This window comes from Campylobacter concisus (genome assembly GCF_902460705.1).
In the GTDB taxonomy this organism is placed as follows: domain Bacteria; phylum Campylobacterota; class Campylobacteria; order Campylobacterales; family Campylobacteraceae; genus Campylobacter_A; species Campylobacter_A concisus_Z.
In genome coordinates this window covers 80,715-101,880 of record NZ_CABPUP010000004.1, presented here as the reverse complement: position 1 = coordinate 101,880, position 21,166 = coordinate 80,715, and the positions used below count along the sequence as shown (strand labels likewise).

The window sequence follows — 21,166 nt, the reverse complement described above, 5'->3', positions numbered from 1 at the left end:
AAACTTATTTAAGGCGATTAGTTATGATCTTTAAAAATATTGTCGAGAATTTTGCCGTAAATTACGCTCATAATTCTATTCAAAGATCACTATATAATGAATTTAATATAGACATTTTAACCACAACCTACACTAAAACTCCCAAAAAAAACAAAAAGTATATGCTCTACGCTCATGTACCATTTTGTCACACATTCTGTCCATACTGTTCGTTTCATAAGTACCACTATGAGCAAGAGCTTGCAAAAGTTTACTTTGAAAATTTACGTGAGGAGATTAGGCAGGTTAAAGAGGCTGGATTTGACTTTGATTCACTTTATGTTGGTGGTGGCACGACGCTTATAAATGAGCCTGAGCTTGAGAAAACGCTTAAGCTTGCAAAAGAGCTTTTTAGTATAGATGAAATTTCAGCAGAAAGCGATCCAAATCATATCTCGCCCGAGAGTTTATCTAGATTTGATGGATTAATTGATCGCTTAAGTGTTGGCGTACAAAGCTTTGATGATGAAACGTTAAAAAGAGTTGGCAGATACGAAAAATTTGGCTCAGCCAAGGAGGTAAAAAGAAAGCTTGAGCTTGCTCTTGGTAAAATCCCAGTCATTAGCCTAGATCTCATCTTTAACCTGCCAAATCAAACAAAAGAGCAGCTCATAAACGACATAAATACCGCAAAATCGATCTCTCCGCAACAAATTACCTTCTATCCACTTATGAAATCAGAGCTAACAAGAGAGAATATAGCTCGCTCGCTTGGTGTTTCAAACGTAGATAATGAGCGTGAATTTTATGAGATAATCACTGAAGAATTTAGCAAAAGTAACTACAAACAAAGCAACGCTTGGGCATTTTCAAATGAAAAAAGCGCAGACTTTCGCGACGAATATGTAGGCTCAAATTTAGAGTATCTTGGCGTTGGTAGCGGAGCATTTAGCTTTCTTAACGGTGAGCTTGTAATAAACGCGTTTAATCTACTTGAATACGGCAAAAGGATAAAAAATAGACAAAGCCCAGTCATTGCAAAATGTGGTTTTAGCAAGAAAGAGCGACTTAAATACACGTTTTTAACAAGGCTTTTTGATGGCGGAGTTGATATTAAAAGATATAATGACGAAAATAACACAAACATTAACAAGGCCTTATTTATGGAGCTTAGCTTGCTTAAGCTTGTAAATGCGGTATACGAAGAAAATGGCATTATTAAACCGACATTTTTTGGCAAATATATCTGCATCGTGCTTATGCGTGATTTTTACGCTGGTATGGACAAAGTTCGTGCGATATTTAAAGATGACGCTAAGATAAAAAGAAGCAAGGTGCTTCGCATAATGAGCGAAAATACTGAACAAAAGTATGAGCCAAATATCATTCAGCCACGAGCTGCGATGTAATGCTTGCAAATTTAATCAAAAAAAACATATATCAAATTTCTAAAATAGTGTTATTAACACTCGTATTTAGTGGACTTGGTGTCTGGACTCTTTCATTTATAAATAATGAGCTTGTAAGCTTAAAAGAATTTGACCCGATTCTTGCCATTAAATTTATAGCAGTTTTACTTTTATTTTTTATAAGCGCCATCGCCGCAAATATATCGCTTACAAATTTTGGGCATAAATTTATCTATGAGCTAAGATATCAAAGTGTAAAGCAAATTTTAGACACGCCAAATAGTGTAATAAACGAGATCGGCAAGGCAAAGATTATAGCTAGCCTAAATAATGACATAAAAACGATCACATTTGCCTTTATGAGCGCTACTGGCTTTATACAAAGCTTAGTTTTTATCATCTGTGCGAGCATCTACCTTTGTGTAATCGCTCCAAAAATTTTTATCTTTTTATCCATTTGGATCGGTGCGACTCTTTTTATAAATACGCTTTTTATGAAAAAAATTCATCTTTATTTTAAGCATTCTAGAGTTCAAGATGACGCATTGCAAAAGCACTACGACGATATCGTAGAGGGGCATAGAGAGCTTAGTTTAAATAGAGCAAGGGCAAGTGTCTGCTTTGATGAGTTAAATTTTACAGGCGATAAAAAACGCCAAAATATGGTAAAGGCCGATATTTATCACGCATTAAGCGATAATTTTACAAACATTATGCTTCTTGGCTCAGTTGGACTTTGTGTATTTTTGTGCGTAGCATTTGACTGGGCGAGCCTGCAAACAGCACTAAGCATTAGCCTAACGATACTATTTTTAAGAGGCTCATTTATGAGTATGGTTGGCTCCATACCAGCCGCACTTAGCGCAAAAGTGAGTTTAGAAAAGATCACGAGCTTAAATCTAAATAAATTTAAGGAAGGCTTTAAATTTGACGATAGCCTAAGCGATAATTGGCAAAGCATAAAACTAAAAGATATAAATTTCAACTACACTCACGGCAAATTTTGCCTAAAAGACGTAAATTTAGAGATCAAACGCGGTGAGATAACATTTATTATCGGTAAAAATGGCAGTGGCAAAAGTACGCTTATAAATTTACTTTGTGGCCTTATACGCCCAAGTAGTGGTGAAATTTACCTTGATAGCACAAAGATAGATGAAGGAAATTTACAAAGCTATCAGGCAAAGATTAGCGCTATTTTTGCCGATTTTTATCTATTTTCGCAAACGCTCTCTCATAATGGCTTTGCCAGCCAAAGCGAAATAGACGAGCTTTTAGCCTTACTTGAGATCGACAAAAAAGTAAGTGTCATAGATAACAAGCTTAGCACTACGCAGCTCTCAACCGGCCAGAGAAAGCGTCTAAGCCTGCTAATAGCCATTTTAGAGCACAGGTCTATCCTTATACTTGATGAGTGGGCAGCCGATCAAGATCCGCTATTTAAGCGTAAATTTTACAAAGAAATCTTGCCATTTTTACAAAGCAAGGGCATCAGCATCATCGCCGTAAGCCATGATGATAGCTACTTTAACATGGCGACTAGGATCATTTTAGTAAAAGATGGCTTTGTAAAAGAGCTTGATGAGAGCGAGCGAATAAGTGCTGCAAAAGATGCAGTTGAGAAGATAAAATAGGAGTAATTTTTACACAAAAGCACAATACTCACCCTACTCTTAAGCCGTTTCAAGCTCAAATAAATTTAAATTTAGTAGAATCTTAAAAATTAAAAAAGGCAAAGTATGTCACATTCAGAGCTTGAAAGCGCCTATTTTGGTGCATTTATCATACTTTTACTAGCGACTTGTTCATTTTGTTTAATAACATTCTTATCTTCAAAAATAAGTAAAAAATTAGCCAACCGCAATACCCAGCGTCTAAAACTTGGCTTTTACGAGTGTGGCCCAACCACCGTAAAACAGCCAAACAAGATAAATATCCACTACTTTTTTTATGGAATTTTATTTATTTTGTTTGATGTTGAAGTCATCTTTATGTATCCGTGGGCGGTTGATTTTAGGCTACTTGGAATTTTTGGACTAATCGAAATGTTGCTTTTTGTGGCGATTTTACTTATCGGCTTTGCTTATGCTTGGCAAAAAGGAGTCTTTAAATGGCAAAGCATCAGATAAACTACGCTGCAAATGGCGGCTTGCCAGTAGTTTTAACAACCGTTGATAAGCTCGTTCAATGGGGCAGAAGCAACTCACTTTGGGCACTTAGCTACGGGCTTGCTTGCTGTGCGATAGAGATGATGGCAAGTGGCGCTAGTAGGTATGACTTTGATAGATTTGGCACTATATTTCGTGCCAGTCCAAGACACTCAGAGGTAATGATCATAGCTGGTACGCTAACTAAAAAACACGCTGAGTTTACAAGGCGTCTTTATGATCAGATGCCTGAGCCAAAATGGGTCATCTCAATGGGTAGCTGCGCAAATACTGGTGGCATGTTTAACACCTACTCTACTGTTCAAGGTGTAGACCGCATAATACCAGTTGATATCTACATCCCAGGCTGTGCCCCACGTCCAGAGACGCTTCAATATGCACTTATGATGCTTCAAAAAAAGATAAGAAAACAAAGTGCATTTAGGGCGCAAAAGCCAAGAAAGCTCGAGATATGAGAGAGTATAAGGCAAATAATGATCTGCAAAAAAAGCAGTATTACAAAGAGAAATTTTATATAGAAAAGCATACACCAAAAGATGAGGTAAAAGGTTCTAAATTTGATGAGGAGTTAGCCATCTTAGAGCAAAGCGGAGTGCAAATTTTATCTAGCTACGTGGAGTTTGATCAGCTTGTAATTTATGTAAATTCTAGTGAAAATTTTAAAGCTCTTGAGACACTAAAAAGCTTTGGTTATGAACAGCTTAGCGAGCTCGCAGCACTTGATTTTACAAGTGCAAAAGATGGATATGAAGTCTTTTATCAGCTTCTTAGTATCAGTAAAAATAGACGCGCTCGCGTAAAATGCTTTGTAAAAAAGGATGAAATGTTAAAAAGTGTTTGTGGGCTTTATAAAAGCGCAAACTGGGCTGAGCGCGAGATGTATGATCTAAGCGGCGTTCTCATTAAAGATCATCCAAATTTAAAGCGCCTCATCATGCCTGATGACTGGCACTCACACCCACTCTTAAAGAGCTATCCGCTAGTTGGCGACGAGGCTGCTAAATGGTACGAGGTGGATAAAATTTTTGGAAGCGAATTTAGAGAGCAGATCGGCGAAGAGAACCGCGATCCAGCTTATATTGAAGAGAAAGATACCTTTGGATTTTCAAGAATATTTAACGAAGAGTACGAGTATCAAGAAGATGGCGGCGTAAAATTTGTCAAAAAGGCTAAATTTAACGAGAGCCAGATAGTAAAGGAAAGACCTTGAGCCAGTCACTAAACCGCTTAAAACCATTTTTTGAAAATTTAGAATTTGAGCAAAATGATGGCAAGATGATACTAAATTTTGGCCCACAGCACCCAAGCGCTCACGGCCAGCTAAAGCTTGTGCTTGAGCTTGACGGCGAAAAGGTGGTGCGTGCGCTGCCAGAGGTTGGCTTCATGCACCGAGGCGTTGAAAAAATGGCTGAAAATATGACCTATCAGGAATTTATACCAGTGACTGACAGGGTGGACTACATCGCATCAAGTGCGAATAACTACGCATTTTGTGCGGCTGTAGAGAAGCTTTGTGGTATCGAAGTGCCTCGCCGTGCGCAGATTATTAGAGTGATGCTTTTAGAGCTAAACCGCATTAGCTCGCACCTTTTGTTTTTAGCCACGCACGCCCTTGATGTTGGGGCTATGAGCGTATTTTTATACGCATTTAGAGAGCGCGAATACGCCCTTGATCTTATAGAAAAATATTGCGGCGCAAGGCTAACGCATAGTTCCATAAGGATCGGTGGCGTGCCGCTTGATCTGCCTGATGGCTGGTGCGAGGAGCTGCTTAAATTTTGCGAAAAATTTCCAAGCGACATTACACTTTATGAAGATCTGCTAAGTGAAAATAGAATTTGGCAAGCAAGGCTAATAGACGTGGGCGTAGTTAGCAAAGAGCTAGCCCTTAGTAGCGGCTGCTCTGGCGTCATGCTAAGAGCAAGTGGCATTGCGCGCGACATCAGAAAAGAAGAGCCTTATCTCATCTACGACGAGCTAGACTTTGACGTGCCTTATGCGACACACGGCGACTGCTACGCAAGGTATCTGCTTTACATGAAAGAGATGCGTGAGTGCGTGAAAATTTTAAAGCAGTGCGTTAGCAAGTATCAGACAAGCAGCCCCGCTATCATCGCCGACGCGCCAGATTACGTGAGCGCTTCAAAAGAGCAGATAATGAGCCAAAACTACTCATTAATGCAACATTTTGTGCTAATAACTCAGGGGCTAAAGCCCCCAAAGGGTGAAATTTACTTCGCTAGTGAGTCGCCAAAGGGCGAGCTTGGAATTTATATAAACTCGGACGGCAGTGCAAGCCCATATCGCCTAAAAATTCGTACGCCAAGCTTTTGGCACTGCGCTATTTATGAAGATTTATTAGTAGGCCAGTACGTTGCTGACGTCGCTACGATAATTGGTAGCACAAATATCATCTTAGGTGAGGTCGATAGATGAGACGGGTCGATCTTAGGCACTTAAAGAGTGACTTTTTGAGCGCTCTTGGACAGCAGATAAAGGCTGGCGAGCCTGGCGAAGTGATTATATTTTTATTTGAGATAGGCGATTTTAGCGGCGTAGCAAAGGCTGTAAATTTAGCCTATAATCTAAACTGCGAAGTGATGAACTCACTTAAATTTAACCAAGTTGATTGGGTATTAACCATAAAAAAGGGTAAGATATGAAATTTAATGATTTAATAGCAGGTAAAAGCTTAAGCATCGCAAATTTACTAAGCTTAAGCGACAAAAATTTAGCAAAAAAGATAAAAGAGCACGAGTTTAAATATATCTCTTGCATCGAAGATAACGAGCTTGGCGGCGAAAATTTAATCCGCTGCGAAATAGGCTCAATAAGCTACGTCTTAGCTCTTCTTTGCAAATACGCAAATTTATCTTGCGATGAGTTTTTTAGCGAGCTTGATGATGGGCTGATAAGTGGCGAGTGCAATGTTGGTGAAGAGGAATTTGAAGAGCTAGGCGAGTGGATAAAGGACGTTAAAAACATCGTTATTGATGATTCATTTTTTACTCATCCAGATAAAGATGCGATCTTTTGGCTACTTGAAATTTTAGGCAAAAATGTCGTTTTAGCTGGTGGTTGCAAGAAAGAATTTAATGATTATCACAAAATAGACGAGCTAAAAGAGCTTGAAAATTTTGACGGAGCGGTCGTTTATCTAAACAAGAACGCAAGCGATGAGATCGTAGGTGGTGTGCAGTTTGGTATCGTAGCAAAGGCAAAAGATGGCGATATATTAGAGCTTAAAGCAAAAGATTTTAGCGTGAAGGCAAAATTTAAACTAGACCATTCACTAAAAGGCACAGTTGCGATATTTGGCGCAAAAGAATTTGATGGATACGCATTTAAGCAAGTAGTAGTTAGTAAATGAAAATAAGCATAAATGATCAAATTTTAGAAGCAGATGAGGGCGAGAGCATCCTAAATATCGCAAGGGCAAATGGAATTTATATCCCAGCTCTTTGCTATCTTAGCGGCTGCTCACCAACTCTTGCTTGTAGACTTTGCATGGTCGAGGCAAACGGCAAAGTAGTTTATAGCTGCAATGCCAAAGCAAAAGAGGATATGCAAATTTATACAAACACGCCAGAAATCGCTGTCGAGCGAAATGCGATCATGCAGACTTACTGCGTAAATCATCCGATTCAATGTGGCGTTTGTGACAAAAGCGGCGAATGTGAACTACAAAATTTAACCACACATCTAAAGGTAAATGAACAAAAATTTGCCATCGCTGACACGCACAAACCGCATAAAAAATGGGGGCTAATCAACTATGATCCAGCTCTTTGCATAGTCTGCGAAAGATGTGTCACTGTTTGTAAGGATAGAATCGGAGAGAGTGCACTAAAGACCGTACCAAGGGGCGTTGAGGTGCCAAAAGAGCTAAAAGAGAGTATGCCAAAAGATGCCTATGCAGTTTTTAGCAAGATGCAAAAAAGCCTAATAGGTCCAAGCGTTGGCGAGAGTCTTGACTGCTCATTTTGTGGTGAGTGTATCAGTGTTTGCCCTACTGGAGCACTTATTAGTTCGCATTTTCAATATAGCACAAATATCTGGGAGCTAAACCCTATCCCAGCAGCAAATCCACATCAAAGCGACTGCGAGCTCATTTTTTATGACGTAAAAGAAAAGAGCACTAGCGATAGAAGTAAGCAAATTTACCGCGTCAACAATGATTTTACATTTGGCGAAATAAGTGGAGCAGCCAGATTTGGCTATGACTTTCACAACGAGCTTGCCTGTAAGAATGAAGAGAAATTTGAAGAGATTGTTTTAAATATTAAAAATGGCACGATCAAAAATATAAAATTTAATAGCTTCATCACGAATGAAGAGGCCCTTATTTTAGAGCGTTTAAGAGAGAAATTTGATCTAAATCTAATAAACAATGAAGCGCTAAATTATCAAAAATTTTTAAATAAATTTAGCGAATTTAGCGGGCTTAGCTCGTATAGCGCAGACTATGAAGATATTAAAAATAGCGATTTTATCATCACTGCTGGCAGTTTCTTAAGACACGAAAGCCCAGTGACAAGCTTTAAGTTAAATAATGCTTTAAAAATGAATAAAGCAGCTGGAATTTACTTTCATCACATAGCCGATGAGATCGTTAAAAAATATTCTAAAAATTTTATCTATGTAGCGCATGAAGCTGGAAAATTAGAGCAAATTGTACTTTTTATACTTAAAAACTGGGGTGAAAATTTACCTAGCGCACTTACATCAAAACTGACAAATTTTGATGAAAATTTTGGCTTAGATGTACCAGCTTTAAGCGAGGGCAAAAGCAAATTTACGCTCATTTTAGGAAGCGATTTTTACGCTCATGAAAATGCGAATTTACTAGCAGCACTTACTGGAGTGATCGCAAGAGCTACGCCTTTTCGTGTGATGCTAATACCACCACGCACAAACTCACTTGGCGTTGCTAAAATTTGCACTCTTACAAGCGAGAAAAAGCCTGGCAAGACGCTTGGCTATAACGAAAATGGTGATTTTAAATTTAGCATTTTTGAAGGCGATATCGATGCTAGCGCGCTAAATCAGCAAGAAGGTACATTTACAAGCATAAATAACGCCTTAGTGCCAACAAATGTGGCGATACCGCACAAAGGTTATTTTCTAAACGATATTGCAAATGCGCTTGGACTAATGGCTAAAAATACGATTGATTACACACCAGATTTACCAAAAGAAAAGGGTTACAAAGGCATTAAATTTGATGATTTAGAAAATTTTTATGCAAACGACGGCATAAGTCACAGAGGTTATAAACTAGAAATTTCAAATTTCACGCCAAAAGAGGACATAGAGTCACTTTTTAAAGAAAAAAATGAGCCAAATTTAAAAGATGGCGAAGCTCTAGTTAGCCTTGCAAATCCTATAAATTTGCCATCATTTTTTGCAAACTATGCCACACAAACAGCCAAGAGAGCGAAGCTTTATGCAAGTAGCGAATTTATGGCTAAATTTGAAATTTCACAAAATGAAGCGATTATTTTAGAAAAAGATGGGCGCAAGCTTGCCATTTGCGTGGAGCTTGATAGCGAGCTTAGCGGAGTTGGTGCGTACTTAGGTGATTATGACGATAAGCTTGAAGTGGGCGTTATATTTAATGGCAAAAGCTACGCCGCAGTTAAAATCATAAAGGCAAAAGATGAGTGAAACACTATTTTTTGTGCTAAGCACTATCATTAAAGCCGTGGTCATCTTAGCCGTCATGGCAAGCCTTGCAGGACTGGCAACTTATGCTGAGAGAAAGGTACTAGCCTACATGCAGCGCCGCGTTGGGCCTGATATGGTTGGACCTGCTGGGATTTTACAGATAGTAGCTGACATGATAAAACTCTTTACAAAAGAGGATATCGTACCAGCAAATACGAATAAATTTATCTTTTTAATAGCTCCACTAATATCAGCCATTGCCGCGTTTGCAGCGCTTGCACCTGTACCATTTTTGCCTGAGTTTGAAATTTTTGGACATACATTACGTCCAATTCTTTCAGATATTAATGTTGGTATTTTATACATCGCTGGTGTTGCTTCAGTTTGCGTTTTCTCTCCGCTTGCAGCTGGTCTTGCAAGCTATAATAAATTTGCACTAATTAGCGCAGCTCGCGCAGTAGTCTCACTTCTTAGTTTCGAAATAGTAGCTGGCATGGCTCTTTTAAGCGTCGTAATGGTAACTAGCTCACTCTCACTTGTGGATATAAACAACTATCAAAAAGGAATTTTTGGCTGGCTTATATTCAAGCAGCCCCTTGCATTTTTACTCTTTTTAATAGCAAGCTTTGTGGAGTGCAATAGAACACCATTTTGCTTAACAGAAAACGAAACAGAGATAGTGGCAGGTTATGGCACCGAGTATAGCGGCATGAGATGGGCGATGTTTTTCATCGGCGAATACACAAATATGATCGCAGCAAGCATAATTATCACGCTTTTGTTCCTAGGAGGATTTAACGAATTTTTATTTATCCCAGGTGCTTTGATGATCATCTTAAAATCAAGCATTGTCTTTTTCTTTTTTCTTTGGGTAAGGGCTTCATGGGCACATTTAAGAGTTGATCAGTTAAGTGCATTTTGCTGGAAAATTTTGCTTCCACTTGGAATTTTAAATATCGTAATCACTGGCTTTATGCTACTAATCTAAGGCGAAAAATGAGTGAGAAAAAATATATTTTAATAGATGAAAAGTTAAAGCCAAAGAGCACGTTTGATAAATTTAAGCACTTCATCGCTGCCACATTTAAGCCTGATCTTTTGATCGGACTAAAAGTCACGATAAAGCAGATGCTCTTTAGCAAGTCACATACTTTAAAATACCCTATGCAAAAGATGGAGCTAAATACTAGATATAGAGGTATTCACAAGCTTTTGAAATTTGTTGAAAGTGAAAATGAACGTTGCATTGGATGCGGGCTATGTGAGAAAATTTGCGTTAGCAATTGCATTTCGATGAAGACTTTACTTGGCGAAGATGGACGCAAAAAGGTCGCAAGCTACTCGATAAATTTAAGTAGATGTGTGTATTGTGGATTTTGTGCTGATGTTTGCCCTGAGCTTGCTATAGTTTGCGGACAAGAGTACGAAGTTGCAAGTGAAAGCAGGATTATATTTGGCACAAAAGATGAGTTTTTGACAAAGGATAAATTTTTAAAAGATCAAAGCGAGTTTGAAGGCTATGGCACACTTCCTAAAAATGCTGATAGCTTAATCAAAAAGACGCCAAATGCATTTATAAGCGAAAATGAAAATGAGACAAAAAGTGATGAGTAGTATAAATTTTAAAAGGGCAAAAGATGTATGAGAGCCTTGCATTTTATCTTTTTAGCGCCTTGGTTTTGGTGAGTTTTTCTTTTAGTGTATTTTGTAAAAACGCACTAAATGCAGTCTCTGCGCTAGCTGCTGGCATGGTCTTTATCTCGGCTATATTTTTCTTACTTGGAGCGGAATTTTTAGGCGTAGTGCAGATCATCGTATACACAGGTGCTGTGGTCGTTTTATATGCATTTGCAATGATGTTTTTTGATAGTAGCAAAGAGTGTGAGCCAAAAAGTAGCAAAAAAGCAAAGATCACCATCTATCTTTTAAGTAGCTTTATAGCGCTTCTTTTGATATTTATATTTTTAGCTCCTATTTATGGTGCAAAATTTGATGGATTAAGTCCCATTGCTAGCGAGCTTGGCAATATCGAGGTTATTGGAATTTTGCTTTTTAGCAAGTATTTGATCGCTTTTGAGATGTGTGCTGTAATGCTTCTTGTGGCAATGGTTGCTGGCATTATCTTGATACATAAAGACCTAAATACTCAAAATACGCTAGAGGAGATGCTATGATAGGACTTACTCACTACCTCATCCTAGCAAGTCTAGTCTTTGTCATAGGGCTAGTTGGCATAATGCGAAGAAGAAATTTGATCATGCTATTTTTCTCAAGTGAAATTTTGCTAAACTCGGCAAATATCGCACTCGCGGCTATCTCAAAATACCACTTTGATCTAACTGGACAAATAGTTGCATTTTTTATAGTGGCTATCGCGGCTAGTGAAGTCGCTGTGGGGCTTGGCCTGCTCGTGCTTTGGTATAAAAAGACTGGCAGCATTAGCCTAGATTCGATGACAAATATGAAAGGCTAAGAGATGACTTTATTTTGTATTTCACTATTTTTCCCTCTTCTTAGCTTTATCGTTTCTGGACTTTTTTCACATAGTAGTAAAAATTTTTTACTTGGTATCTTTTGCTCACTTTTAATGATAATTAGCACAACTGCCTCACTCATGCTAACAGCTAGCCTTGGCATAGATGAACCGCTAAATTTATCACTAAAAGAATTTATAAATTTTGGCGGTCTGGATTTAAATTTTGGCTTCTATCTTGACGCCATTAGCCTTGTTATGCTTAGCACTGTGGGTGTGGTAGCTAGTGTAGTGCATATATATTCCATTGGCTACATGAAAGATGACGCGAGCTTTAACCGCTTTTTTAGCTACCTTGGGCTCTTTGTCTTTTGCATGAACGTCCTTGTATCAAGCGATAACTTTATAGGGCTCTTTATCGGCTGGGAGGGTGTTGGGCTTTGCTCGTGGCTGCTCATTGGATTTTGGTATAAAAGAGCTAGTGCAAATATCGCTGCAAACGAAGCCTTTATAATGAATAGAGTCGCTGACCTTGCGATGCTTGTTGGTATCTTTTATATATTTTATAGCTTTGGCTCACTTAAATTTAGCGAGGTTTTTAACGCTAGAAGCGACTTTAGCGGGCTAAATTTAGGCATCATTGCAACACTTCTTTTTATAGGCGCCATGGGTAAAAGTGCACAGTTTCCATTTCACACTTGGCTTGCAAACGCCATGGAGGGGCCAACACCAGTTTCTGCGCTCATCCACGCTGCGACCATGGTAACGGCTGGCGTTTATCTAGTCATACGCGCGAATTTCATCTTTGCAAACGTGCCTGAAGTTTCGCACTTTATAGCCTACCTTGGCGTATTTGTAGCGATATTTGCCGCTAGCATCGCGCTAGTGCATAATGACCTTAAAAAAATAGTCGCCTACTCGACGCTTTCGCAGCTTGGATATATGTTCGTAGCTGCTGGCCTTGGCGCTTATAAGATCGCACTTTTTCACCTTGTCACGCATGCATTTTTCAAGTCACTTCTATTTTTATGCGCTGGCAACGTCATGCACGCGATGAACGACGAGCTAAATATCAAAAAAATGGGCGGACTTTATAAATTTATGAAGCCAACAGCACTTCTTTCTATCATCGCAAGCTGTGCGCTAGCTGGATTTTATCCATTTGCTGGCTTTTTTTCTAAAGATAAAATTTTAGAGGTTGCCTTTAGTGAAAATAAATTTTTATGGATCATTTTACTCTTTGGTGCTGTACTTACGGCATTTTATAGCTTTAGGCTTGTTATGCTCGTCTTTTTTACAAAGCCAAAGAGCGAGAAACACGTGCATGAAGCTAAAAACTATATGCTAGCTGGCATGGGCGTACTTGGAATTCTCTCAGTCATAAGTGGCTTTTTTTGGAGCAACTTTAGTAAGTTTTTAGAAAAAAGTTTAAAAGATTTTCCACTAAATTTATCTCACGGTAGTGAAATTTTCTTGCTCGTTTTAACACTTAGCCTAGTGCTAGCAAGTGCTGGCTTTGCTATATTTGCCTATAAAAGAGAAATTTTTAAAGAGAGTGTTTGTGAGAGCAGAATTTATAAAATTTTGCAAAATGCCTACTTTATCCCAAAATTTTACGAGAAATTTTTCATAAATGGCTATATGTTAATTTCACAAATTTGTAAGAAATTTGACGAGATGATAATCGATCGTAGTGTCGATCTAGTCGCAACAGCGCTAAATAAATTTGCATTTTTAGCAAACAAAATGCAAAGTGGCGACTTAAGCATCATGCTTAGATTTATGGTTGCAGGATTTGCCTTGCTTTTAAGCTTTATATTTTTATTAAACGGAGCCAAATAATGCTAAGTGTAATCATATTTTTCCCTGCAATAAGCGCAATACTTGGCTTTTTGATAGAAAATAAAAGCATAAAATTTTATGGAGCAAGCATCGCTCTCATAGAGCTTTTACTAGCCATTTTTATCTGCGTCAATGTTGATTTTCAGGGTTATGACTTTGTTTTAACGCATCAAGTCCCACTCATACCGAGCCTAAATATCAGCTATTTTGTAGGCATTGACGCTATTTCGCTGCTTCTTATCGTGCTTAGTGCATTTATGAGCTTTATCTCTATCGCTGCACTTAGTGATGATGGAAATTTAAAGCACCTTGTTATTAGCGTACTCTTTTTAGAGACCACGATGATGGGCGTCTTTAGCGCGCTTGATATGATCTTGTTTTACAGCTTTTGGGAGCTTAGCCTCATACCGCTACTTTACATCATCGGCGCATTTGGCAGTAAAAATAGAATTTACGCTGCGATCAAATTTTTCATCTACACATTTTTAGGCTCTGTTTTTATGCTCGTGGTGATCATTTTTATCGGCTATTTGTGCTATCAAAAAAGCGGCGTCTTTAGCTTTAATTTGCTTGACTGGTACAAGCTTGGCATAGGACAAAGCGCTCAAATTTGGCTATTTTTAGCATTTTTCTTTGCTTTTGGCGTGAAAACCCCGCTATTTCCATTTCACACGTGGCTTCCTTACGCGCACGGACAGGCTCCTACGATCGGCTCAGTGCTGCTTGCTAGCGTGCTTTTAAAGATGGGTACTTACGGTTTTGTGAGATTTTCACTGCCACTTTTTCCAGATGCTAGCCTGCTTTTAAGCGGCTTTGTCTGCGTCATAGCCATCATAATGATCATCTACGCAGCCCTTGTTGCCTACGCTCAAAGCGACATGAAGCAAGTGATCGCTTATAGCTCCATTTCACACATGGGCGTCATCATGCTAGGCATTTTTTCACTAAATTTGATAGGTCTTAGCGGCTCAATATTTTTAATGATAAGCCACGGCATCGTTAGTGGCGCGCTATTTTTGTTAGTTGGCATCATCTATGAGAGGACTCACACAAAAGAAATTTGCGAATTTGGCGGCCTTGCTAAGGTTATGCCAAAGTATGCACTTGTATTTTTTATAGCAACGCTTGCAAGCATTGGTTTGCCATTAACCATTGGCTTTGTGGGCGAGTTTTTGAGCCTGCTTGGCGTCTTTAAGCTAAATAAGCTCTTTGCGCTACTTGGTGGCTTTAGCATCATCATGGGCGCTGTTTATATGCTGGTGCTTTATAAAAGGGTATTTTTTGGCGAGTGCAAGGAGAAAAATTTAAGCCTAAAAGATCTAAATTTTAAAGAGTTAGTCGCTCTTGTGCCACTTTGTTTGCTCATAATCATTCTTGGTATCGCCCCAAATTTAATCCTAAAGCCACTTGAGCCAAGCGTGCAAAATATCATAAACAAAATGCAAACTAGAGCGGTAGATAGCAGTATAAAGGATAAAATTTCATCTTTAAATGGTGGGAGCAAACTATGAACGAAATAGCCTTTTTAGACCTTAAAGAAATTTCTTTATCTTCGGTTGCTCCGATGCTTAGCATGATAATCTTTGCGCTTTTTATCTTAATCGTTGGCACCATAAAAAAAGATCTTTCAAGAAATTTCTACTGCGTATTTTGTATCATCGCAATATTTGTAAATTTGGGCCTAATACTTGATTTTAACGGTCTTAGCCTTAGCTTTTGGGATATGCTTTTGGTTGATGGCGTTTCGGTCATTTCTCAAGTCATCATCCTCATCGCTTCAGCCCTTTTCATACCGCTGGCACTTAGCACAAAAGAGTATTTTGAGTACAAAATTTACGAGTATTACGCGCTATTTTTATTTATGATAGCTGGCTTTTTATTTATGGTGAGTTCAAATAACCTACTCATCATCTTTTTAGGCCTTGAGATCAGCTCGCTTTGCCTCTACACCCTAATCGCCCTTCATAATAAGGCAAAAAGCGTAGAAGCTGCCATTAAATACTTTGCTATGGGCTCGCTCTCGGCTGGCTTTTTTGCGATGGCGATGGCGATGTTTTATCTAGCTACAAATTCTATCGATATCACGCGAATTGGCGTAGTGATAAAAGACCTTAGCCTAAATCAAAATTTGATCATCTTGCTTGGCTGCGTTTTTATTGCCTCAGCCATTGGCTTTAAACTCTCACTCATACCTTTTCACACATGGATACCAGACGTCTATGAGGGCTCAAATGCCCCACTAGCAGGCTATATGTCGATTGTGCCAAAGGTAGCGGCATTTATCGTCGCACTTCGTGTCTTTGCCATGCTTGAAGCCTCACAAATTTCGTGGATAAAAGACCTGCTTTACATCATCGCCGTGCTTACGATGAGCCTTGCAAATATCATGGCTCTAGTGCAAAAAGACGTAAAAAGAATGCTCGCCTTTAGCTCCATAGCTCACGCTGGTGTAGTGCTCTGTGCACTTGTGGCAAATTCTCACGAGGCAAATGTCGCCTTGTTTTTCTACTGGATCATGTTTTTGTTTGCAAATTTGGGCGCATTTTCTATGCTCTGGGTGGCAAGGTGCGACGATGTAGTCTGCTGGGATAAGCGTTTTAAACATCCATTTGAGAAATTTTCAGGGCTTATTAAAATTTTACCAAGCTATGCCGTGATAATGGGAATTTTTATGATAGCCCTTGCTGGCATACCGCCTTTTAGCGTATTTTGGGGCAAAATGGTACTTGTTTCATCACTTATCAAGTCTGGCTATATCGTACTTAGCGTTATAATTATGATAAATTCTGCCATTGCGATTTATTACTATTTAAAGCTAATCGTCTTTATGTTTTTAAAAGAGCCGATCGTAAAAGATAAAAATCTCTACACCGCAAATATCTCGATGGCGCTAAAAGTAATTGTTGGCATTGCGGTAGCTGGAACGGCCTTTTCGTTTTTATTTTCTGGAGCGATTTTGGAATTTATTGAGCATTTTGTCTTTGCTTCAGGATTTTAGAAAATTTAACTATAATTGCGGCATGAAAAAGCTCTTAATTATTTTATTTTTTCCGCTTTATCTAACCGCTTTTAATCTTAGCCTAAATAGCGGCGCAAATGGTGATAAACCTTATAGCGTTCTTCAGCTAAGCGATGAGCAAGAATTTGAATGCGTGGAGCAAATTTTAGCTTACGATACCAAACGCTATGTCTGTATGCTAGATGATGAAATTTTGCCCAAAATTGAAGATACGACACTGCCATTAATGGATATAAAATATAAAAAGCAAGATGGCAAACTTTTTATCGTCATAATGCCAAAAGTACCGTCAAAACTGCTAAATATAAAAACTGAGCTTTATAATAGCCAAAACGTGCAAGATAGCCCAAAAACAACCATTTCAAAACACTTTAGCATAATTATAGATACTTCGCTCAGTGAAAATAACAAGAGAAAGTCTGGGCTAAATTTTAAACCTGATTTTAAAGATATGCTAAATCCCAGCATCGGAGCGCTTGATCTTAACAAAGCTCCTATTGCTGGGCTTGATAGTAATGACATTGATATCTACATAAGTATAAAAAGAGCTTATGAAAAGGGCGCTTATGAAAATGTAGTAAAAGACACTCAAACAGCGATAAAAAGGCATCCAAATAGCCTTTTTTCAAGTGAATTTTTGCTATTTCGTTTAAGGGCTCTTGATAAAATTTTTGAGACAAAAAATGAGTTTGAAGAGATCGAGCCAAAAGATATCGTAAGCGAAGGTAGGGCTTGGATCAGAAAATTTCCATCTGATGAAAACTATCCAGAAGTGCTATATCTAATCGCTAGAGCCTACCTAAAAGATAGCATCGCAAGTGATGCAAAATATATGCTTGATATCTTAAACGAAGAGCATGCAAACTCAAAATTTACAAAACTTGCAGCGCTTGATTACGCTGATTATCTCTACAAAATAGGCAGACAAAAAGAAGCGCTAAAAGACTATGAAAAAGTGCTTTACTCTACAAACGACATCGACCTTGCAAGTAGAGCAGCACTAAGCCTAGCTGATGCAAATATTGATAAAGAAAAATTTGATGAAGCAAAGAAATTTATACTAAAAATTGCAAATGCGAATGAAAAATTTTTTATGAATAACCCAACAAAGTCGATGAATCTTGCAACTACATTTGCAAGTAAAGATATGCCTGATGTGGCTGCTAAAATTTATGAAATTTTGATAAACAATAGCGATAGGACGAAAGATTTTTATGAAGTTGCTTTAAAAAATTTAGCACTAAATCTAGCCAAAACAAAAGATGAGAAAAAAGCATACGAATACTTAAATAAGTATGAGACAGAGTTTAAATATGGTGATTATATCGATGAAGTCACTAAAGCAAAAGATGGATTATTTTTTGAAGAAAAAGATAAAAATGCCACTGCACTTCATGCTAGATATAAAGAGCTAATTGAAAAATATGCCGGGACAAATATTAGCCAAAAGGCTCTTATAAGCGAGCTTGAGCTGGATATTAAAGAGCGCAAATTCTCCGATGCACTATCTTACAAAACCATGGCAAAAGATGGAAATTTAAGCAGGGCAATGGAGCTGATAAATGAGGCTGCACTAGAGCTTACAAAAGAGTATTTTATAAAAGATGATTGCACGGCTGTTATAAATTTACTTGAAAACTACGATATAAATAAAATCTCATTACCACAATTTAAGCTTTTTAACTGCTACTTTAGAACGGCTCGCTACAATGATGCACTTGAGCTCGCAAAAGCTCATGCAAAAGATGAAAATTTAGAAGATAGGGTCGAGTGGCTTGTAAATTTGAGCAAAATTTTATATAAAAATAAAGACTACGAGCATGCGATCATTGCCGCAAATGACGCGCTTTCACTTGGCTCATCAGTCGAATACTCAGATCCAACACCATCTCTTTTTGACAGGTTTTACTCATTGCTTGCATTAAAACGCTTTACGGAGGCGATCTCAACCATTAGTGCTATCGAACAGCTAAGAGGCCAAGACTTTAAGATTATCGAAGCATATACAGCTATAAGTGACTACGCGATAAAAAGTAATGACTACGCTATCGCTACAACGTATGCTAAAAAAGCTCTTGAGCTACAAACAAAAGCCAAGATAAATACCTTTTCGCCAAAGATAAATTTTAACTACTCAGAAGCATTATTAAAGACAGATAACCTAGGTGAGGCGCTTGACGAGGCGAAATTTATACTGAACATGAAGCTTGAGCCAGAAGACCGCTTACACGCTTTAAATTTGATAAGTGAAATTTATATAAGACAAAGGCAGTTTAAATTGGCTAGGCCTTATTTAAATGAGTGCTTTGACTCAAATTTTGTAAGCCCGTATAAAGATGCTTGCAAAGCTAAGCTTGACATGATAGGCAAAAACTAAATACAAAGAAATAGCTTACTTTGCTAGTTTTATATTTGAGCTTAAATTTTAACCTTTATTTTTGCTATTTAAGTTAAGCTTTCTTTAATTATGTATTTAATTTTTTATATTGCCATCAAATGCTCTTTATATTATAAAAAGAACTATATTTTATCGTAAGCCTTAATGATTTTTAACGCACGAGATCTGGTATGATCTTAAAAATTTTAAGCACCTTTCTTTAATAACAAATATAGGCTGTTTTACGATTTATAAGTTTAAAAATTAAAAATGCTTAATAAGTTTTTTTCCAATAGATCAAAGCAAAAACAACTTGTAACGCTTTTAATTATATTTATATGATGTGTTTTATTGTATTTATAGAAATTTTTAGCTTATTGTAAATTAACTTCTAAAATTTATCATATACTACACGCTAATTAAACAACAATATAAAAATTAATTTTTTACGTTTTTAGTAGCAATTTACTAAGCAAAAAAGTATACATTTTTAATAAATTTTCTATGTAACAAATTGAAAAGTAACAAGGATTATAAAAATGGTGACCCATACGAGACTCGAACTCGTGTTACCAACGTGAGAGGCTGGTGTCCTAACCGCTAGACGAATGGGCCAGAATGGATGGTGCCCCGTGTAGGCCTCGAACCTACGACCCCATCATTAAGAGTGATATGCTCTACCAACTGAGCTAACGAGGCAAAAAACATAATACAAACTATAAAGCCTAATTTTAGAACTAATAATCTTAAAATCTAAATTTTATCACTCAATAATAAGAAAATTTATAATAACCTTAAACTAAGGTTTAGAGATGGCGCAGCGGACGGGGCTCGAACCCGCGACCTCCGCCGTGACAGGGCGGCATTCTAACCAACTGAACTACCGCTGCACCTAAAATGGTGGTCGCTATAAGACTCGAACTTATGACATCCACCTTGTAAGGGTGGCGCTCTACCAACTGAGCTAAGCGACCTAAAATTTAAAAAATATCTGGCGACCCTTAGAGGATTTGAACCTCTGTTTCTACACAGAGAAAGTAGAGTCCTGAGCCACTAGACGAAAGGGTCATAAACCCAAAAATGGTGTCCTGCGTTGGATTCGAACCAACGGCCCCCTCATTAAAAGTGAGATGCTCTACCGACTGAGCTAGCAAGACATTTGTTTAAAAAAGAATTGAGATTATACAAAAAACATTATTACATGTCAAGAAACAAGAAAAGTACCTAATACTTTCTATAATAAAGGGTAACTTTAATTTTTAATAATATAAGTTTATCTCAAATTATAAAAAAAGAATGGTGCGGATGAAAGGACTTGAACCTTCACGCCGTGGGGCACCAGATCCTAAGTCTGGCGTGTCTGCCAATTTCACCACATCCGCACAACAATAATAAAGTGGTACGCCCATCAGGATTCGAACCTGAGGCCTACGGCTTAGAAGGCCGTTGCTCTATCCAGCTGAGCTATGAGCGCATAAAGTATTTTAAGTGGCGCGCCCGATAGGAGTCGAACCCATAACCTACAGATCCGAAGTCTGTCGCTCTATCCAATTGAGCTACGAGCGCCCAAAATGGGGTGAGTGATGGGAATCGAACCCACGACCCTCAGGACCACAATCTGATGCTCTAACCGACTGAGCTACACTCACCATTTAACATGGTCGGGGTGAAAGGATTCGAACCTTCGGCCCTCTGGTCCCAAACCAGATGCGCTAACCAGACTGCGCTACACCCCGCCTGAGTCGTGTTTGTAAGTTTATGCCACTACCTCATTAAAAAGTCGTATTTTAACTAGATTTTTTTTTAATGTCAATTAAAAAATACTTAAACTAAAAATTTTATATTCTATATGAGCTAAGTTCTATTAAATTTCCATCAAAATCATATAAATACAAGCTTTTCATGACCCCAAGTGCCCCATTTCTCTCTACGATATCAAGTTCAAATTTCACACCCTTTTCAAGTAACTCAGCGCGTACATTTTCTATAGGATCATCCACCACAAAACAAATGTCGGTACTGCCTTTTTTGGGATATTTTGCAGATGGCAAAAACTCACCTTCCAATTTATGTAAATTTATCTTTTGCGAGCCAAATTTTAAAGAGAAGCGACCATTATTTTTACAAAGCTGCATCCCTAAAATTTCGCAGTAAAAATTAATCGCTTTTTCTATATCGCTTACCACAAGAACAATATGGTCAATATTTTTTATCTGCATTTTGTTAAATTTC

General features: G+C 38.0%; 18 protein-coding genes and 11 tRNA genes. 17 read left to right on the top strand and 12 right to left on the bottom strand.

Annotation, left to right across the window (positions count from 1 at the left end; all coding sequences use genetic code 11):
- Nucleotides 1-23: 23 nt before the first annotated feature.
- The 17 genes from F3G75_RS06810 to F3G75_RS06730 all read left to right on the top strand — a co-directional run bounded on the left by F3G75_RS06810 (nt 24) and on the right by F3G75_RS06730 (nt 18,934).
- Nucleotides 24-1,388 carry a coproporphyrinogen III oxidase family protein gene (locus F3G75_RS06810; protein ID WP_149717021.1) on the top strand — a complete coding sequence of 455 codons (1,365 nt, stop codon included), beginning with the start codon at nt 24-26 and terminating at the stop codon, nt 1,386-1,388.
- Entirely contained in the window at nt 1,388-3,022 is a 1,635-nt protein-coding gene (locus F3G75_RS06805; RefSeq protein ID WP_149717020.1) for a multidrug ABC transporter permease/ATP-binding protein, read from the top strand. The genes F3G75_RS06810 and F3G75_RS06805 overlap by 1 nt, the downstream gene beginning before the upstream one ends.
- A 105-nt stretch (nt 3,023-3,127) precedes the next feature.
- Nucleotides 3,128-3,517 (top strand): NAD(P)H-quinone oxidoreductase subunit 3, encoded by a 390-nt coding sequence (locus F3G75_RS06800; RefSeq protein WP_149717019.1) that lies wholly within the window; start codon nt 3,128-3,130, stop codon nt 3,515-3,517.
- Entirely contained in the window at nt 3,499-4,011 is a 513-nt protein-coding gene (locus F3G75_RS06795; protein ID WP_012001120.1) for a NuoB/complex I 20 kDa subunit family protein, read from the top strand. The genes F3G75_RS06800 and F3G75_RS06795 overlap by 19 nt, the downstream gene beginning before the upstream one ends.
- Nucleotides 4,008-4,766, top strand: a complete 759-nt coding sequence (locus F3G75_RS06790) for an NADH-quinone oxidoreductase subunit C (RefSeq protein WP_149717018.1) — start codon at nt 4,008-4,010, stop codon at nt 4,764-4,766. The genes F3G75_RS06795 and F3G75_RS06790 overlap by 4 nt, the downstream gene beginning before the upstream one ends.
- Nucleotides 4,763-5,992: an NADH dehydrogenase (quinone) subunit D gene (nuoD, locus tag F3G75_RS06785; RefSeq protein WP_149717017.1), complete on the top strand. Its 1,230-nt coding sequence runs from the start codon at nt 4,763-4,765 to the stop codon at nt 5,990-5,992. Before F3G75_RS06790 ends, nuoD begins: the two co-directional genes overlap by 4 nt.
- Nucleotides 5,989-6,219, top strand: a complete 231-nt coding sequence (locus F3G75_RS06780) for an NADH-ubiquinone oxidoreductase subunit E family protein (RefSeq protein WP_149717016.1) — start codon at nt 5,989-5,991, stop codon at nt 6,217-6,219. The genes nuoD and F3G75_RS06780 overlap by 4 nt, the downstream gene beginning before the upstream one ends.
- On the top strand, nt 6,216-6,926 hold the full coding sequence (locus tag F3G75_RS06775; RefSeq protein ID WP_149717015.1) for a hypothetical protein: 711 nt from the start codon (nt 6,216-6,218) through the stop codon (nt 6,924-6,926). The genes F3G75_RS06780 and F3G75_RS06775 overlap by 4 nt, the downstream gene beginning before the upstream one ends.
- Nucleotides 6,923-9,223, top strand: coding sequence for an NADH-quinone oxidoreductase subunit G (locus F3G75_RS06770; protein WP_149717014.1), 2,301 nt, complete (start codon nt 6,923-6,925; stop codon nt 9,221-9,223). The genes F3G75_RS06775 and F3G75_RS06770 overlap by 4 nt, the downstream gene beginning before the upstream one ends.
- A complete protein-coding gene (gene nuoH / locus F3G75_RS06765; protein WP_149717013.1) occupies nt 9,216-10,211 on the top strand; it encodes an NADH-quinone oxidoreductase subunit NuoH in 996 nt (331 codons plus the stop codon). Before F3G75_RS06770 ends, nuoH begins: the two co-directional genes overlap by 8 nt.
- An 8-nt stretch (nt 10,212-10,219) precedes the next feature.
- A complete protein-coding gene (gene nuoI, locus F3G75_RS06760) occupies nt 10,220-10,837 on the top strand; it encodes an NADH-quinone oxidoreductase subunit NuoI (RefSeq protein WP_149717012.1) in 618 nt (205 codons plus the stop codon).
- A 23-nt stretch (nt 10,838-10,860) separates the two neighbouring features.
- Nucleotides 10,861-11,397, top strand: coding sequence for an NADH-quinone oxidoreductase subunit J (locus F3G75_RS06755; RefSeq protein WP_103640936.1), 537 nt, complete (start codon nt 10,861-10,863; stop codon nt 11,395-11,397).
- The gene (nuoK, locus tag F3G75_RS06750; protein WP_084041822.1) at nt 11,394-11,696 is read left to right on the top strand and encodes an NADH-quinone oxidoreductase subunit NuoK; all 303 of its coding nucleotides are present in this window, start codon (nt 11,394-11,396) and stop codon (nt 11,694-11,696) included. The genes F3G75_RS06755 and nuoK overlap by 4 nt, the downstream gene beginning before the upstream one ends.
- 3 nt (nt 11,697-11,699) lie before the next feature.
- Nucleotides 11,700-13,538 carry an NADH-quinone oxidoreductase subunit L gene (gene nuoL, locus F3G75_RS06745; RefSeq protein WP_149717011.1) on the top strand — a complete coding sequence of 613 codons (1,839 nt, stop codon included), beginning with the start codon at nt 11,700-11,702 and terminating at the stop codon, nt 13,536-13,538.
- Nucleotides 13,538-15,049, top strand: coding sequence for an NADH-quinone oxidoreductase subunit M (locus F3G75_RS06740; RefSeq protein WP_149717010.1), 1,512 nt, complete (start codon nt 13,538-13,540; stop codon nt 15,047-15,049). Before nuoL ends, F3G75_RS06740 begins: the two co-directional genes overlap by 1 nt.
- Entirely contained in the window at nt 15,046-16,536 is a 1,491-nt protein-coding gene (gene nuoN / locus F3G75_RS06735) for an NADH-quinone oxidoreductase subunit NuoN (protein ID WP_149717009.1), read from the top strand. The genes F3G75_RS06740 and nuoN overlap by 4 nt, the downstream gene beginning before the upstream one ends.
- 22 nt (nt 16,537-16,558) lie before the next feature.
- On the top strand, nt 16,559-18,934 hold the full coding sequence (locus F3G75_RS06730; protein ID WP_149717008.1) for a tetratricopeptide repeat protein: 2,376 nt from the start codon (nt 16,559-16,561) through the stop codon (nt 18,932-18,934).
- 540 nt (nt 18,935-19,474) lie between these two features.
- On the opposite strand, the gene F3G75_RS06725 is transcribed toward F3G75_RS06730, so the two are convergent.
- The 12 genes from F3G75_RS06725 to F3G75_RS06670 all read right to left on the bottom strand — a co-directional run bounded on the left by F3G75_RS06725 (nt 19,475) and on the right by F3G75_RS06670 (nt 21,153).
- A tRNA-Glu gene (locus tag F3G75_RS06725) sits at nt 19,475-19,549 on the bottom strand.
- A gap of 8 nt (nt 19,550-19,557) precedes the next feature.
- Nucleotides 19,558-19,633: transfer RNA gene (locus F3G75_RS06720), tRNA-Lys, on the bottom strand.
- Nucleotides 19,634-19,747: 114 nt separating this feature from the next.
- Nucleotides 19,748-19,824, bottom strand: a tRNA-Asp gene (locus F3G75_RS06715).
- Nucleotides 19,825-19,832: 8 nt separating this feature from the next.
- Nucleotides 19,833-19,908: transfer RNA gene (locus tag F3G75_RS06710), tRNA-Val, on the bottom strand.
- An 18-nt stretch (nt 19,909-19,926) separates the two neighbouring features.
- Nucleotides 19,927-20,002: transfer RNA gene (locus F3G75_RS06705), tRNA-Glu, on the bottom strand.
- A 13-nt stretch (nt 20,003-20,015) separates the two neighbouring features.
- Nucleotides 20,016-20,091 (bottom strand) — tRNA-Lys (locus tag F3G75_RS06700).
- Nucleotides 20,092-20,231: 140 nt separating this feature from the next.
- Nucleotides 20,232-20,316, bottom strand: a tRNA-Leu gene (locus F3G75_RS06695).
- 15 nt (nt 20,317-20,331) lie between these two features.
- Nucleotides 20,332-20,408 (bottom strand) — tRNA-Arg (locus tag F3G75_RS06690).
- 15 nt (nt 20,409-20,423) lie between these two features.
- Nucleotides 20,424-20,500, bottom strand: a tRNA-Arg gene (locus tag F3G75_RS06685).
- A 6-nt stretch (nt 20,501-20,506) separates the two neighbouring features.
- Nucleotides 20,507-20,583 (bottom strand) — tRNA-His (locus F3G75_RS06680).
- Between the two features lie 9 nt (nt 20,584-20,592).
- Nucleotides 20,593-20,670 (bottom strand) — tRNA-Pro (locus F3G75_RS06675).
- 102 nt (nt 20,671-20,772) lie between these two features.
- Nucleotides 20,773-21,153, bottom strand: coding sequence for a VOC family protein (locus F3G75_RS06670; protein WP_149717007.1), 381 nt, complete (start codon nt 21,151-21,153; stop codon nt 20,773-20,775).
- Nucleotides 21,154-21,166 lie beyond the last annotated feature (13 nt).

Bases quoted from the DNA above. Each gene is read 5' to 3' on its own strand.
- nuoH (WP_149717013.1), top strand. From the start codon at position 9,216: ATGAGTGAAACACTATTTTTTGTGCTAAGCACTATCATTAAAGCCGTG.
- F3G75_RS06730 (WP_149717008.1), top strand. From the start codon at position 16,559: ATGAAAAAGCTCTTAATTATTTTATTTTTTCCGCTTTATCTAACCGCT.
- F3G75_RS06755 (WP_103640936.1), top strand. From the start codon at position 10,861: ATGTATGAGAGCCTTGCATTTTATCTTTTTAGCGCCTTGGTTTTGGTG.
- F3G75_RS06740 (WP_149717010.1), top strand. From the start codon at position 13,538: ATGCTAAGTGTAATCATATTTTTCCCTGCAATAAGCGCAATACTTGGC.
- F3G75_RS06770 (WP_149717014.1), top strand. From the start codon at position 6,923: ATGAAAATAAGCATAAATGATCAAATTTTAGAAGCAGATGAGGGCGAG.
- nuoK (WP_084041822.1), top strand. From the start codon at position 11,394: ATGATAGGACTTACTCACTACCTCATCCTAGCAAGTCTAGTCTTTGTC.
- nuoI (WP_149717012.1), top strand. From the start codon at position 10,220: ATGAGTGAGAAAAAATATATTTTAATAGATGAAAAGTTAAAGCCAAAG.
- nuoL (WP_149717011.1), top strand. From the start codon at position 11,700: ATGACTTTATTTTGTATTTCACTATTTTTCCCTCTTCTTAGCTTTATC.
- F3G75_RS06775 (WP_149717015.1), top strand. From the start codon at position 6,216: ATGAAATTTAATGATTTAATAGCAGGTAAAAGCTTAAGCATCGCAAAT.
- F3G75_RS06810 (WP_149717021.1), top strand. From the start codon at position 24: ATGATCTTTAAAAATATTGTCGAGAATTTTGCCGTAAATTACGCTCAT.
- F3G75_RS06780 (WP_149717016.1), top strand. From the start codon at position 5,989: ATGAGACGGGTCGATCTTAGGCACTTAAAGAGTGACTTTTTGAGCGCT.
- F3G75_RS06795 (WP_012001120.1), top strand. From the start codon at position 3,499: ATGGCAAAGCATCAGATAAACTACGCTGCAAATGGCGGCTTGCCAGTA.
- F3G75_RS06670 (WP_149717007.1), bottom strand. From the start codon at position 21,153: ATGCAGATAAAAAATATTGACCATATTGTTCTTGTGGTAAGCGATATA.
- F3G75_RS06800 (WP_149717019.1), top strand. From the start codon at position 3,128: ATGTCACATTCAGAGCTTGAAAGCGCCTATTTTGGTGCATTTATCATA.
- F3G75_RS06790 (WP_149717018.1), top strand. From the start codon at position 4,008: ATGAGAGAGTATAAGGCAAATAATGATCTGCAAAAAAAGCAGTATTAC.
- nuoN (WP_149717009.1), top strand. From the start codon at position 15,046: ATGAACGAAATAGCCTTTTTAGACCTTAAAGAAATTTCTTTATCTTCG.
- F3G75_RS06805 (WP_149717020.1), top strand. From the start codon at position 1,388: ATGCTTGCAAATTTAATCAAAAAAAACATATATCAAATTTCTAAAATA.